Here is a 12859-nt window from a genome sequence, read left to right as displayed (position 1 = left end):
CTGTGACAGAAATTGCCTTTCATTTCAATGCACCAGACAAGCTGGGCTATGTGTGCCGATTCGTGCGCAAGGCCCTGCGTCATGGTGCGCGCATCGTGGTTCTGGGCGATGGAGCTGCGCTGAGCCGGCTTTCGCCCCGTTTGTGGAGCGTGTCGGCCACGGATTTTCTTGCGCATGCTTCTGAGTCTGATGGCGCGCAGATGCTTGCTGCTTCTCCCGTCATCCTGACCGAACACCTGCAGGACTTGCCTCATTACGATGTGCTGGTCAATCTCACGCCGCAGGTGCCGTCGGGGTTTGAGCGCTTCGCGCGCGTGGTGGAAATCGTGTCTTCCGGCGATGAGATGGATCGCCAGGATGCGCGTGCCCGCTGGCGCGACTATGCAGCGCGTGGTTTTTCCATCGTCCGGCACGACCTGAATCTCAAGGGCTAGGTCATGAACTCTTCATCCAAAGTTCCGCCACGCTTCGTCCCTACCCTGACCGAGGTGGTTCAGCCCGAAGCTGCCGCGCTCGAAGACACTGCGGACAGCGCTCAGTCGGCGCCGCCGCAGCAGTCTCAGGTAGCTGCGCAGCAGGTGCTAGGCCCGCGGACGCTGGGAGACAGCGTTGTCCCTCTGGCGAGGCCGTCATTTCACACCTCATGGCTGGCGGATGGTCTCTACGGCCGCAGCCGGCCTGCAGGTATTCCGCATCAGTTGCCCCCTTTGCCGGACTCCTTGCCGCCGCAGCAGTCATTTGCGCAGAGCATGGCTGGGGAGGTGGTAGAAGCCATATCGGCCGGGCAGGTGGAGCCTGAGACTGAGTTGGTAGCTGCCGAACTCGTGGAGGCATTGCCGCTTGCAGACCAGGCGGAGCAGCCATCCGTTACGGACGCTGGCCAACCCCGGGATGAAGGACTTCAATCCGGGTCTGAGGCACTCGATGAGGAAGCTGCCGAGCCACTCGTCCAGGCACAGGATGTGGAGCAGGTCGTTGAACCCGCCCCGGTCTTTGGGGCAGCCGGCCTGCAGCAGACACCGGATGCGCACGGTGCCGTGGTGACCGAAGAGTATCTGGTCCACAGACTCATGCAGCGGGTGGATCTGGTGCTGGAGCAGAAGCTCAGGGAAGCGATAGCGCAGGTCGTGGAAGCGCAGACCCGATCCATGGTGCTGCGCCTGCGTGAAGAGGTGGAGACCGTGGTACGTCAATCGGTCTACGAGGCCGTGGAGGCCGAGCTTGCTCAGCAGACCCGGAAATAGCCGATAGCCGCTGGCCGCGGCATCCCGGCCTAGCGGTTCAGGCGCAGCGGACCGTTGAAAACCTCGGGGTTCAGAATATTGCTGGGCTGGCCGTTGGCAAAGTTCACCACGTTCTCGAACGCCGCGCGGAAATACAGCTCATAGCTGTCCTGTTCCACATAGCCGATATGGGGTGTGCATATGCAGTTCTCCAGCCTCAGCAGGGCATGGCCTTGCAGTATCGGCTCGCTTTCGAAGACATCGATGGCGGCCAGGCCGGGGCGGCCGCGGTTCAGGGCGCAGAGCAGGGCTTCGGGCTCCACCAACTCGGCGCGCGAGGTGTTGACGAACAGGGCGGTCGGCTTCATCCGTGCCAGGTCCTGCGCCGTCACAATACCGCGCGTCGCATCGTGCAGGCGCAGATGTAGCGACAGCACATCGCATTGTTCAAAAAAAGCTTCCTTGGACGGGGCGCTCAGGTAACCATCGGCCTCGGCCTTGCGGCGCGAGGCTTCGCTGCCCCAGACACAGACCTGCATGCCGAAGGCCTTGCCATAACCCGCCACCAGTTGCCCGATGCGGCCGTAGCCCCAGATACCCAGCATGCGTCCGCGCAGCACGCTGCCCAGTCCGAAGTTGGGCGGCATGGAGGCAGCCTTGAGACCGGACTGTTGCCATGCACCATGTTTGAGATTGGAGATGTACTGCGGCAGGCGGCGCATGGCCGACATGATCAGCGACCAGGTCAGCTCTGCCGGAGCAATGGGAGAGCCCACGCCTTCCGCAATCGCCACGCCACGCTCGCTGCAGGCCTGCACATCGATATGGGCGCCAGCCTTGCCCGTCTGGGCAATCAGCTTGAGCCGGGGCAATTTATCGAGCAGCTGGCGCGAGATCTGGGTGCGCTCGCGAATCAGGACGATGACATCCGCATCGCGCAGCCGGACTGATAGCTGTCCCACACCCTTGATGGTGTTGGTGTAGACCTTGGCGTTGAAGGCATCTAGCAGCTTGGCGCAATCGAGCTTGCGAACCGCGTCTTGGTAATCGTCCAGGATAACGATGTTCACCACTGGCATCCTTAAGTAAGTGGCTGAGTTTATTGAATGAAATTCAATGCGATCAAAGGCTTAGGATTGCTCTCGTGAAAACTTACGCCAAATCGACGCCACCAGATTCCCTGCGTGCACACCCTACACATACCAGAGCTTAGCTCAGGTTGGGCACCGGTTTTGAAAGCCAGGCTGACGCATGGTATTTGCAGGCGCTTGATGGCGATGCAGCAAAAAGCTCAGGGTTGCAATGTCATTGTGATCCAGGCCGGAGACGGTCTGTGGCTTGCAGTGGCTGTGACCGGCAAAACTGGGGTTTACCGGTACGCCCGCGCCGGTACGCCCGCGCCGGTACGCAGACAACCGGTGCGTCAGCGCATCGAGGCAGCACGATCCGCAAATGCCAGGCTGCCGGGCACTCGTGGCATCTGCGGCATGGCTGTTCCAGGCCCGACCTTTCGAGCCCGGCCGATGTGACCTGGCTTGGCAATCTCTTCTGCTTGAGCCGGAGGCGCGTCCGGTCGGCTGGTCGTGCAGCCATTTCCGGTGCGCTGCCAAATGCAGCCCGGTCGCAAACCGGGTCATGGAGGCAAAACGCTGGCCATATATTGCATATATGTCCAATCATCTAAAACTCAGCCGGCCGCCTGCTCAATACCGGCACAGATATCGGTGACTGCGCGGGCGTGTCAGGGCCGGTCAGAAATTAATATATCGCTGCGTTCCCGATCAAGGTGAAAATGTGGCGATGGAGAAGAATAGTTATCTTTCGTCACTTTCTGATTCTCGCCTGGATACCCAATCGCAACTGCTTGAGGTGGCTGTGGCCCAGGCATTTAATGCCGTGGTGATAACCGATGCCGAAATGGCTGGCGGTGGCCCGTTCATCAGCTATTGCAACAAGGCATTTACCAGCATGACCGGTTACTCCACAGAGGAGCTGCTGGGCCGGTCTCCGCGCATATTGCAAGGCCCCGAGACGGATCCGCAGGTGATTGAGCAATTGCGCCAATGCCTGGCCGAGGGACGTTTTTTTCAAGGCAGTGCAGTCAATTACCGCAAGGATGGAACGCCATACCACGTGTCCTGGAATATCTCTGCCGTGCGGGATGTAGACGGGAAGATCACGCATTTTGTATCCGTGCAGCAGGATGTGACGCGGCAGGTGGAAGGCGAAAGGCAGCGGGATTTGATGATCCAGGCATTGAACTCGGCCAATGCGCCGGTATTCATTACCGATCGCAATGGCTATCTCGTGTTTGTCAATCATGCTTTTGAGCATCAGACGGGTTATTGCGCAGCCGAAGTAATGGGTCGCACGCCGGCCATGCTGCACTCCGGCTCACATACGGCACAGTTTTATGCCGAGTTGCGCGATGCCTTGGCGCGCGGAGAAAACTTCAGCCGGACTTTTGTCAACCGGCGCAAGGATGGCGAGCTCTACCATGCCGCCCAGAGTATTTCGGCGCTGCGCGATGCCAGGCACCGGATAACGCACTATGTGAGCATTTCCAAAGACATCAGCGACCTGGTTCAGCGTGAACAGGAACTGCTGGTACGGGCCTACCGGGATGATCTGACCGGCTTGCCCAACCGCAGTGCCGGAAGTTATGAACTGGAAAATTGCCAGCGAATTGCTGAGCGTCAAGGCGTTCCCTATGCACTAATCATGTGCGACGTCGATCTGTTCAAGCAGGTCAACGATCAGTTCGGCCATGAGGCTGGCGACCAGGTTCTGCAGCAGATCGCAAAAGTCCTCAGGAGCACCGTACGGTCCTCGGAGCATGTTGCGCGTTGGGGTGGCGAGGAATTCCTGATCATCGTACCGGGCGTCGGCCTGCAGGCGGCCCTGGAGCTGGCCGAGCGGCTGCGCCGCAGCATCGCATCGCACAGCTACGCGGCGGCAGGAACCATCACCATGTCGTTCGGCGTGGGCGGCTGGCAGGCTGGTGAAACCTCTGCGCAACTGCTGCGCCGCACCGACATGGCCTTGTATCGAGCCAAGAGTTCTGGCCGCAATCAGGTCCGGAGGGCTCGCTATCCGGGCCGGGGCGACGAACTCGAGCGCAGCAGGGATGGCTCTCGTGACGCCTGGCCCGTCCCGCGCACCGGAGCCGGTAACTGATATTTGTCGGGAAATTGATTTCTCGGCTTTTGGACACTTGCTAACATCGCCCCGAATTCAACAGTCCACTGATCAAACGGGCTGCTCCTCCTAACCTCAGAGCATGGATAGCCACCAATGTGTAGCCGCGCGAATGAGCTTTACTGATCGGCTGACTCATGCCTAGCAATTTGCAACTCTACTTGTTGGTCGCGCCGGTATGCATAACGGCACTGGGCGCACTCATGGCTTTTTGCTGGCTTGCACAGCGCCGCTCAGTGTTTCTGCTCTCGACGGCTTGTGGGTTGACACTTACGGGGCTTGCCTTGGCTTGGCAATGCTTGACACCTCACGGACAACTGGTTCGGTGGGCTGTTTACACCGGGCTCATTTATCTGCTTGGTGCCTGGCTCTGTACCTGGGGCGTCGCTCAAAAGTTTTCCGTCTCCTCATATCCCAAGATCTCGGCCCTGGTATCGTTCATTGTGGTTGCTGCTCTTTATGAGTACAGCATCGTGCAGGACAACATTGCTGCGCGCGTGCTGTGGCTGAACACAGGGCTTGGCATCATTCACTTCATTCCGTTTCCTGCCATCGCGCTCAAAAAAGTCAGACGTGACGGTCTGGATAAGCTGCTATACCGGTCCTACGGGGCCTTTGCGATCTATACGGTGCTCAGGCCCATCATGGTGCTGTTTCTTGGATTCACTGAGCTCCAGGACATGCTCAGCTCCATATACTGGTTGGTCACCATGCTGGGCTCGCTATTGTTCAGCCTGGTGTTCTCGGGCCTCATGCTCATCGTTTCGATGAGGGATGCAATGGCAACACTCAGAGACGAGCGCAATCACGACATGCTGACTGGCGTGTTGAATCGTCGCGGCTTCTGGGAGTTTGCAGACCCGCTGACCCGGGATCGAAAAGCGCAACCGTTTTCCATCGTGGTGGCGGATCTGGATCACTTCAAGCGGGTCAACGACAGCTGGGGACACGAGTATGGCGACGGAGTACTCAAGGCCGTCGCGGAAGTCATGCAGGCAAGTGTCCGCGGTGCCGACCTAGTAGCTCGCTTTGGAGGCGAAGAATTTGTGCTGCTGTTGACCCAAACAGACATCGAGACTGCACAACGTGTGGCACAGCGTATTCGTGCCGGAGCGGTCGAGATCATTGCGCCATTGCCCGATGGTCAGCGCGTGACCTTGAGCATGGGTATCGTGGCCTGTCCATTCGGCAGCGATCTGCGCGAAGCCGTAATGCGGGCTGACCAGCAACTCTACAAGGCCAAGGAGCTCGGGCGCGATCAGGTCGTCGTGCATCGAGCAGAGGGCGTTGCGGCAGCGGCGTGAGATGCCGGATCCACTCAGCTCTTCTTGCCGAAGAGTGACGGTCGCTCGGCCGCCTGCGCGGCATCGCGCAGAAATGGCGGCACGGACAGCGCCAGCAAAAGTGCCGCCAGCGGCACCACGCAGATAAAGCCTATGTGCTTGAAGCCCAGTGCGCCGGTGACGCCGCCCAGCACGAACATCACGATCAGACCTGCCGAAACCTTCATGCGGCGCCAGTCGTGTCTGATCTGGGACGGCAATGGAAGGCCGGCCTGGGCGTGGCGCCTCCAGAAGAACATCTTGCCCAGCTCCATGCCAAGATCCGTGAAATTGCCGGTCATGTGCGTGGTGCGAGTGCTGCCGCCGGATGTCTTGGAACCCACGGCATTCTGCAAACCCATCATGAAGGACAGCAGCAGCACGGTCAGCGGCACTGCGAAGGGCGTGTTCCATGTCAAGGTGACTGTGCCCATCAGGCCGAAGGCAATCAGCATGACGGCCTCCAGCATCAGCGGCAGGGCATAGACGCTGTACAGATGGCGTTTGCGCCCCCAGTTCACCAGCAACGCGCAAACGGCCGCGCCCGTTGTAAAGGCGATGATGGCACCAAGCGCATTCAGCAGCAGCTTGGCGTTCTCAAGCACCAGGCCGTCAGCCAGTTGAGAGGCAAAGCCCGTCATGTGCGAGGTATACATCCGCAGCACAAGAAAGCCGCCAGCGTTGACCGCGCCCGCGTTAAAGGCCAGCAGCAGACCCAGTGCGATATTGGTGGACGGCGTACGATGCCGGTTGGTGAGATGGCGAAGTCTGCGCATCAAGGATTCCACTGACAAAAGTGCACCCATGACGGGGTGCATCAATGCTGACAAATTGGTTTGCCAGCGACCATGCAGGAATCATTGTGGGCCAACTTGGATACGTGAGCTGCCTAGTGCGCGATGGCATTGGTCAGCGAATTCACCGGCTTACATCAGCAATGCCATGGGGTGGTCTGCCGGTAAGGTGTGTTCAAAGCTGATGTCTGGGTAAGTGCGGCCCTCCACATGAACGCGGTCTCGGCCAGCATTTTTGGCGCTGTACAGCAACTGGTCGGCTTGCCTCAGTGCACCTTCAAGCTGGTCGGCATTGCTGATTGACGTGATGCCAAAGCTCAGCGTCAGGGCCGGCCCTTTCGGCAGTAGCTCCTGGTCATTTCTCAACTCCAGGCCAATACGCTTGGCGACTTGCTCGGCGCCTTGCAAATCGATCTTTGTCAGTAGAACCATAAACTCTTCACCGCCAAAGCGTGCAACCAGATCATTGCTGCGCACATTGTGCTGCATCGCTCTGGCGACAAACTGCAGGACCTCGTCACCTTTGTCATGCCCCCAGTTGTCGTTGATGCGTTTGAAATGATCAATATCGCTGGCCAGGAGCGCCATGGGATACAGGCGCTGGTCGGCCAGGCGATGCTGTGCGGCTTCACTGAATGCGCGGCGATTCAGTATCTGGGTCAGGGCATCCAGGTCGCGTTCAGTGCGCAGTTGACGGACTATGTCCCTGATGGTGACTGCGCAGACTAAAACCGTGAAGAGCAATGCAAAAAGTAAAATACTCACCAACGTTGTCAGCCAATAGGTTGAGCTGGCATCCATGGCATCGCCGAGACCGTTATGCGCGAAAGTTGCGATCAGCGTCGGGCGCAGCATGGTAAAGACTGCATAAGATATATAGGACCACAGCAAAATCCTATCCAGCCAGTCGTTGGTGAGGCCTCGTTTGAGAACTGCCGGCACAGGCAGCAAGAGCATCAGAGCTACGCCTATACCGAATGTGTGCAGCCGACCCGCCTGATTCTGTACCACATTGGCGAAATAGTAGAGCGAGGCCAGCGTCGCGGCACACAAGACAAGGGCTGCAAGCGGATATGTGGGTACGCTTCGACGCTCCGAAAAGCTCTTGGAAAAACACCAGGCTCCCGCCAGAAACAGTGCGTTGACGAGAACCACATAGTGATTGAGGACTTCAAACTTCAGCACGCTGCGAATGCTGATGGACATTGCGGTTAGCAGGAAAGAGGCGCACAGCCAGAGTAGAAAGCGTTGCTTGGGCTGGATTGCCCAGCACACTCCCAGCAGGCCGGCCAGGAAGAGCAGGGACAGAGATGGCATCAACACAAAGATGTGGTCGTAGCTCGTATGCATACACACAGCCCTTCTGCTAGTGATCACCAACAGACAGGCCAGACTGGCCATATCTCTAGTCAAATCTAAATGCCAAGGCGGCCTGTAATGTGTCAGCCGCTCATCTTCCGGATTAGAAATTAACAACTTCCTGCGATTTCCGACAGTTCACTTTTCCTCTTTTGGAGGTGAAATAACTAAAAGTGACATTTGCTGACAGAGTGCCGCCAGCATCGTCGGTGCCAACCCTTAGCCCATATGTATGAAGGAAACGAGGGATTGATGTGAGTCAGGATTTCTTGCAGCTCAATGAAAAAAGGCGGCATTTGCTACATTGAGTCCATGAAAAAAGCACTTGGAACCACCAGCGCAGTACTTTCTGCACTTGCCATCAGCGGTTGCGCCCAGCCTCAGTCCGCTGCGCCTGTGATCGGCATGGCCAACTCCGCATCGGTGTACTGCGCCAAGCTGGACGGCAAGTCCCGCATCGAGAAGACCGCTGCCGGAGAGCGCGGCATCTGCGTGCTGCCCAACGGCACGGAAATCGACGAGTGGGAGCTGTTCCGCCGCGACCACCCTGCACAGTAGCCGAGCCGGCGGGCTCAAGTGCTAGTAGGCTCTTGGTGCGCGGCGGATGACTCGGGCATGTGCCTCGCTGAGGCCAAGGGGTCGGTGCGTCCCATCGTGCCTCCGCGAACAGCAAACAAAAAAGCCCATATGGCGCAGGCTGGGTGGGCGGGGTCTGGACAGTTCAGCCAGCTTTAGCAATGGGTAGGGCGTTGAAACTTGTGCGAACTTGTAGCGCTTTAGATGGGCCGCGTAGGCCCCCTGTATGTCAAAGCATGCTTTTTGCTGCCAGCCGTGGATTGGGCGGCGCGGGCAGTGCCGTGCCGCATGCAGCAATTGGTAACTGATAAGTACTTCTGGCAATGCCATGCGAATGACGTAGTGATGAATTTTTTCACCTGTCCTTCGGCTCACCAGCTATACCTGAAGAATTCCTTGGGGGCTCAAGGTGCAGCTCTTATGAAGGAGAAGGTCATGGCCACTCCAGTCAGCGTTGAGAAGCTAGAAGTCAGGTCACACAGCGAGCCCGATGAACTTCGCACACCTAGCAAAGCTCCAAGTCTACACGATTGGACGCTTCAACTTTGAGCCCGGATGGCGCTGGTCCGAATGCATCAAGCCCGTGGTGAAGACCGAATACTGGCAACTCTCGCATGTGGGGCCCGTCGTCTCGGGAAAGCTCACTGTTCAAATGCAGGACGGCTCTCAGAAAATGCTCAGCGCAGGGAAGTCCTACGCCATCCCACCCGGTCACGATGCCTGGGTCGAAGGGACAGAACCCTTTGTCGGCCTTGAGGTGCTGAGTGCAGAGGTCTACGCAAAACCTTCCGAGTAAGGCTCGCTCAAGTGCTTGCGGCCTGCCATAGCAGATTGAGGTAGCGGTAGTACATGCCAACCACTTGGCAAAAAGCCTGCTAGGTCTTGAGCCTTGCGGGCTTTTGTCTGCTTGGCGGGCGCTTCCGAACTTCTGAATTGGTGATCGCGTTGCGCTTGCCCTATCTGCATTTGAAAGTGTGCTGCTACTGATGGCATTGTCTGGATTGAACTAGCAGCTTTGCTTTCCATAGCAGGCAGCAGTCGCCCGTGTTGGCTGTCGCGGTGCTGTAGCTGTTGCCGTACGGTGTCGATGGGGCACGGGCTGTTCGCGGGGGCAGCGGGGCAGTCGATCAGGGCTTTTCACGCAGGCACTGGACGGTGTGGGCGTCCAGCCATTCGGCATGCATACCCGGGCAAGCGAACTCGTCGCGCACGGATTTGGTGAGAGTGGTGGGTTCGTCAGCCTGGGCGTTGGGGGTGGCAAGCCACAGTACGCCCATGAAGATGGCGGCGACGAGGATCAGGGATTCGATGATCTTTTCCATGATATTTCTCCGGTCTGGCGCTTGTCAGGAAAACGCCTGTGGCTATCAAAATCGATGAGGTTGACCGTTCACAGCGGCCAGGCTTCCGGGGTGGTGGCAATGACGACGGCCACGCCGATGAGGCCAATGATCCCCAGAAGGCCGAGGCCCCATTGCGCGGCGGTCAGTAGCTTTGCTCCAAGGCCGGGGCGATCAAAAGCAGGACTGTCAGGAGCAGCGCGAGCAGGGCGGTGGGGATGTGTGGCCATTTCACAGGCCTCCCTTCTCGCGCAGGCGCTGCACGAGGTCTTCATCAACGGGTTGAGGAACGGTGCTGTACAGCATGGAGTCTCCTTTTGGCGAGAAGCAGGCCCGCTGGATGGGCGGGGGCGGATAAAAAAGTCCAGCGCTCTTGAGAGCAGGCGAAATCAACAAAGGTATGGAGGGAATGCGCTTCGCGCTCTGGCGCAGCAAGCTGTTGCTTTGAATTTTACTGTTATTTTCATCAGTGCTGTTCATTTGTACAGTAGTTTAATTTTGCCCTGTACAGCGCGTCAACAGACGTCGACCCCATGTGTTGCGTGGCCGCACCGAGTGTCTGCCTGCAAAGAAAAAGCCCACCGGCGTTGGCGGGTGGGCTTATGCGTAAAGGCCGATGCCTTGCGGCGTGCCTGGGGAAGCGGAGGGAGGATAGAGAACCTCAGGCTCGGCAGAAAGCGATGGGTAACGTCACCATCTGGTGTGACCGCTCAGAGTGCAGCTCACAGCTTGTGCACTACGGTATTGGCAAAGCGTATTTCCAGCCTCGATTTTGGGCAATACCTTGTACCAGGAACAATCACACCGGATGGCCCCGCTTGACCCTGCGGGGAGAGGTCGCGCTTGAGGCCCGCGGGGCCAGGAGGCTACATTTGAAAATCTCCGCGAAAAAAAAGCCGACCGCGAGGTGGGCTGAACTTTGACTGGTTGGCGGCCGGCATTGACCGGCCTGCGGTTCTTCTTGAGTATGGGCACTAGCGCATGTGTGGCTGCGTGCCGAGTTTAGACAAAGGGCACACCGTAGTGGTCATAAACACGGCGGCCATAGTCGTCGGTGTATTCGGGCAATGTGCCTCCCTTGTAGTGAGGGGCGTCTTCAAGCCGCTCCTTGGTAACGGAGACCACGTACCCGCCTTGGCTGGGTTCGTATTTGAGGCTATCCCACGGCAGTGGGTAGAGATCTGAGCCTATGCCCAGGAAACCGCCAAACTGCATCACTGCATATCGAATCTTGCCGGTGAGCTTGTCGATCATCAGAGAGTCGATAGCTCCCAGCTTGTCGCCGTTGGGGTTGTAGACGTTGGTGCCGTTGACACGATCGGATGAGATGACAGGTGAGGCTAATTGCATTCCTGCTCCTTTCTTTGCGTGGTACATAACAACGCTGGTTAGGTGGGCCAGCGCTGAGGCGCTCCCTTTCACTGCTGGGGAGTTTTGTGCTGCTGCCCTGGCTGCTGTTGCTGAGCAGGGTTCTTCTGCTGTCCTGGGGTTTGCTGTTGCTGCTGGCCGGGCTGACTGGTGCTCTGGCCTGGTTGGCGTTGCCCGGGGTTTTGCTGCTGCTGTTGCTGCTTGTCCTGCTGGCTGGGGCTGTGCTGCTGGTTCGCTTGTTGCGTCATTTCCTTCACTCCTTCAGGTTGGTGACCAGCAAACCGGGTTGGCTTGCTGTGGGTGCATGGTCGCCGAGTCATGGAAAACCCTTCTGTAGGAGAAGGTGGCGCAACGCTGAATTCTGTGAGTTCATGGCCATTACGTAGCATTTGGTTTACGTTTGAGGCGGAACTCTCGATATTCCTCACAGTATTCATCAGGACACGCAGCGGGATGCGGTGGGTTACGGGCCCATTCAGGGTTGCGGTTTCTGCCGCCCTGATGCAAGTCGTGTCAATCGCAGTACCCTGGATCGGGTCCACCGGCTGGTCTTGTGCTTTGGCGGAGGGCGCTGCCGTGATTCCTGCCAGCCTTGCTGTTTTGCCCTTGTCCATATTCGACAGGCCCCATTGGCTTTTCCCAGAACTAGCCGTTTTGATAGCTTCCGGCGCTTGATGGATAAGCGCCGGAGGCCTGTTTACCGCGGATTCCTGGGTGCGGAGAAAAAAGCCCCCGCAGCTACTGCTTGGCAGGGGTTTTTCTGTTCAGGCCAGGCAGTTCAGGTCGTAACCCACCATGAAGAGTGAAGCTTCCATGGCGCGCATGCGATCGGGCTGGCCTGAAAACAGGCTAGGGGTCTTGCGCAGGGTTTCGGCCATTACCCAGGCCAGCCGTACCTTGGCGCCAGCCCAGCGCTGGGGCGTGCTCTGGCTGGTGTAGAGCAGGGTGCCCGGCGACGGTGGCTGGTCAAAGAGGCAAGCCAGTTTATGCTGGGGCTTCTGGCTGCCGCCGGCCAGCGGGAAGCTCAGCGTATCGGGCAGGTGACGCGTGCCGCTGCTGCGGCGCCAAAACTCCACCAGTGCAGCCGCTGCAGCACTGACCCGCGAGTCATAGATGGGCAAGCCTTCGGCCGAATAAAAGGCGTGCACCTTGGTGAGCATGGAGTTCATGAGCTGCACTGTCGGAAAGCCGGTGCACAGGCTGGCCGAGCCAAGCGCCATCTCCTGATGGGTCTGGGCAATGTAGTGGCAGATGTTCGTGCCAAGGCCCACAAGAAAGGGCCGCGCGCCTTCTTTGGGGTTGCGTTCGCCGCCCCAGTCCAGCACATCGCTACAGGCGGCCAGGGTGGCTGCCGCATCGTTGGCCTGCACGGCAGCGCGCAGCTTGGCAGAAAGAGCGCTTGTCTTGATGCAGGATTCGGCCCAGTCGCCCGTTGCCAGGCCGGTCGCTCGCCAGCGGTAGTGGCGAGGTACCAGATCGGCAAAACGGGTGGTGGCTGCCAAACCCTTGGGTACGTAGCTGGAAGAGCGAATGTTCAACTGAATCTGTCGCTGGGGGAGTGTGGCTGCAAGCCAGTCGGTAAAGCCGATGACTTCGGGCTGTTGCAGAAATTCGGTGCGATTCATTGACGCCTCGTGGCCTGTCGGATTTCCTGTTTTGCTCAGTTGGTGCGGCTTTGA

The 12859-nt window shown here is 58.5% G+C and carries 15 protein-coding genes; 6 read left to right on the top strand and 9 right to left on the bottom strand.

All coding sequences use genetic code 11. The annotated features are described in order from the left end of the window. Positions 1-2 precede the first annotated feature (2 nt). Together F0P97_RS16925 and F0P97_RS16920 are read left to right on the top strand one after the other, a co-directional pair. Positions 3-434, top strand: coding sequence for a DNA polymerase III subunit chi (locus F0P97_RS16925; RefSeq protein WP_182283219.1), 432 nt, complete (start codon positions 3-5; stop codon positions 432-434). 3 nt (positions 435-437) lie between these two features. After that, positions 438-1244 carry a hypothetical protein gene (locus F0P97_RS16920; RefSeq protein WP_182283218.1) on the top strand — a complete coding sequence of 269 codons (807 nt, stop codon included), beginning with the start codon at positions 438-440 and terminating at the stop codon, positions 1242-1244. Between the two features lie 29 nt (positions 1245-1273). Here the strand turns inward: F0P97_RS16920 and F0P97_RS16915 are convergent, their stop codons facing one another. Continuing rightward, entirely contained in the window at positions 1274-2293 is a 1020-nt protein-coding gene (locus F0P97_RS16915; RefSeq protein WP_182283217.1) for a D-2-hydroxyacid dehydrogenase family protein, read from the bottom strand. A gap of 730 nt (positions 2294-3023) precedes the next feature. Here F0P97_RS16915 and F0P97_RS16910 point away from each other — a divergent pair. Continuing rightward, positions 3024-4400 (top strand): sensor domain-containing diguanylate cyclase, encoded by a 1377-nt coding sequence (locus F0P97_RS16910; RefSeq protein WP_182283216.1) that lies wholly within the window; start codon positions 3024-3026, stop codon positions 4398-4400. Between the two features lie 158 nt (positions 4401-4558). Next, positions 4559-5725, top strand: a complete 1167-nt coding sequence (locus F0P97_RS16905) for a GGDEF domain-containing protein (protein WP_182283215.1) — start codon at positions 4559-4561, stop codon at positions 5723-5725. 14 nt (positions 5726-5739) lie between these two features. On the opposite strand, the gene F0P97_RS16900 is transcribed toward F0P97_RS16905, so the two are convergent. Then, positions 5740-6519, bottom strand: a complete 780-nt coding sequence (locus tag F0P97_RS16900; protein WP_182283214.1) for a YoaK family protein — start codon at positions 6517-6519, stop codon at positions 5740-5742. A 150-nt stretch (positions 6520-6669) separates the two neighbouring features. Then, positions 6670-7887: a GGDEF domain-containing protein gene (locus tag F0P97_RS16895; protein WP_182283213.1), complete on the bottom strand. Its 1218-nt coding sequence runs from the start codon at positions 7885-7887 to the stop codon at positions 6670-6672. 321 nt (positions 7888-8208) lie between these two features. Here F0P97_RS16895 and F0P97_RS16890 point away from each other — a divergent pair, with 321 nt between their 5' ends. Together F0P97_RS16890 and F0P97_RS16885 are read left to right on the top strand one after the other, a co-directional pair. Next, positions 8209-8454 carry a DUF333 domain-containing protein gene (locus tag F0P97_RS16890; protein WP_182283212.1) on the top strand — a complete coding sequence of 82 codons (246 nt, stop codon included), beginning with the start codon at positions 8209-8211 and terminating at the stop codon, positions 8452-8454. A 508-nt stretch (positions 8455-8962) separates the two neighbouring features. Then, positions 8963-9268: a cupin domain-containing protein gene (locus F0P97_RS16885; protein ID WP_232537969.1), complete on the top strand. Its 306-nt coding sequence runs from the start codon at positions 8963-8965 to the stop codon at positions 9266-9268. Between the two features lie 331 nt (positions 9269-9599). Here F0P97_RS16885 and F0P97_RS16880 read toward each other — a convergent pair whose 3' ends face one another. From F0P97_RS16880 to F0P97_RS16855, 6 genes are all read right to left on the bottom strand, one after another. Continuing rightward, positions 9600-9794: a hypothetical protein gene (locus F0P97_RS16880; RefSeq protein ID WP_003053971.1), complete on the bottom strand. Its 195-nt coding sequence runs from the start codon at positions 9792-9794 to the stop codon at positions 9600-9602. Between the two features lie 68 nt (positions 9795-9862). Beyond that, positions 9863-10042 (bottom strand): hypothetical protein, encoded by a 180-nt coding sequence (locus F0P97_RS16875; RefSeq protein WP_182287333.1) that lies wholly within the window; start codon positions 10040-10042, stop codon positions 9863-9865. Between the two features lies 1 nt (position 10043). After that, positions 10044-10292 (bottom strand): hypothetical protein, encoded by a 249-nt coding sequence (locus tag F0P97_RS16870; protein WP_182287332.1) that lies wholly within the window; start codon positions 10290-10292, stop codon positions 10044-10046. Positions 10293-10814: 522 nt separating this feature from the next. Then, positions 10815-11162 (bottom strand): PRC-barrel domain-containing protein, encoded by a 348-nt coding sequence (locus F0P97_RS16865; RefSeq protein WP_182283211.1) that lies wholly within the window; start codon positions 11160-11162, stop codon positions 10815-10817. Between the two features lie 68 nt (positions 11163-11230). Beyond that, positions 11231-11428 (bottom strand): hypothetical protein, encoded by a 198-nt coding sequence (locus tag F0P97_RS16860; protein ID WP_034368207.1) that lies wholly within the window; start codon positions 11426-11428, stop codon positions 11231-11233. Positions 11429-11944: 516 nt separating this feature from the next. After that, a complete protein-coding gene (locus F0P97_RS16855; protein WP_182283210.1) occupies positions 11945-12805 on the bottom strand; it encodes a hypothetical protein in 861 nt (286 codons plus the stop codon). Positions 12806-12859 lie beyond the last annotated feature (54 nt).

The sequence above is a fragment of the Comamonas testosteroni genome (assembly GCF_014076415.1).
GTDB lineage: Bacteria > Pseudomonadota > Gammaproteobacteria > Burkholderiales > Burkholderiaceae_C > Comamonas > Comamonas testosteroni_F.
This window is presented reverse-complemented; position numbering and strand designations above follow the sequence as displayed.

Coding starts and splice junctions, on each gene's coding strand:
- F0P97_RS16860 (WP_034368207.1), bottom strand. CDS start 11,428: ATGACGCAACAAGCGAACCAGCAGCACAGCCCCAGCCAGCAGGACAAG.
- F0P97_RS16875 (WP_182287333.1), bottom strand. CDS start 10,042: ATGGCCACACATCCCCACCGCCCTGCTCGCGCTGCTCCTGACAGTCCT.
- F0P97_RS16900 (WP_182283214.1), bottom strand. CDS start 6,519: ATGCGCAGACTTCGCCATCTCACCAACCGGCATCGTACGCCGTCCACC.
- F0P97_RS16905 (WP_182283215.1), top strand. CDS start 4,559: ATGCCTAGCAATTTGCAACTCTACTTGTTGGTCGCGCCGGTATGCATA.
- F0P97_RS16865 (WP_182283211.1), bottom strand. CDS start 11,162: ATGCAATTAGCCTCACCTGTCATCTCATCCGATCGTGTCAACGGCACC.
- F0P97_RS16910 (WP_182283216.1), top strand. CDS start 3,024: ATGGAGAAGAATAGTTATCTTTCGTCACTTTCTGATTCTCGCCTGGAT.
- F0P97_RS16890 (WP_182283212.1), top strand. CDS start 8,209: ATGAAAAAAGCACTTGGAACCACCAGCGCAGTACTTTCTGCACTTGCC.
- F0P97_RS16895 (WP_182283213.1), bottom strand. CDS start 7,887: ATGCATACGAGCTACGACCACATCTTTGTGTTGATGCCATCTCTGTCC.
- F0P97_RS16855 (WP_182283210.1), bottom strand. CDS start 12,805: ATGAATCGCACCGAATTTCTGCAACAGCCCGAAGTCATCGGCTTTACC.
- F0P97_RS16920 (WP_182283218.1), top strand. CDS start 438: ATGAACTCTTCATCCAAAGTTCCGCCACGCTTCGTCCCTACCCTGACC.
- F0P97_RS16885 (WP_232537969.1), top strand. CDS start 8,963: ATGAACTTCGCACACCTAGCAAAGCTCCAAGTCTACACGATTGGACGC.
- F0P97_RS16870 (WP_182287332.1), bottom strand. CDS start 10,292: ATGAACAGCACTGATGAAAATAACAGTAAAATTCAAAGCAACAGCTTG.
- F0P97_RS16880 (WP_003053971.1), bottom strand. CDS start 9,794: ATGGAAAAGATCATCGAATCCCTGATCCTCGTCGCCGCCATCTTCATG.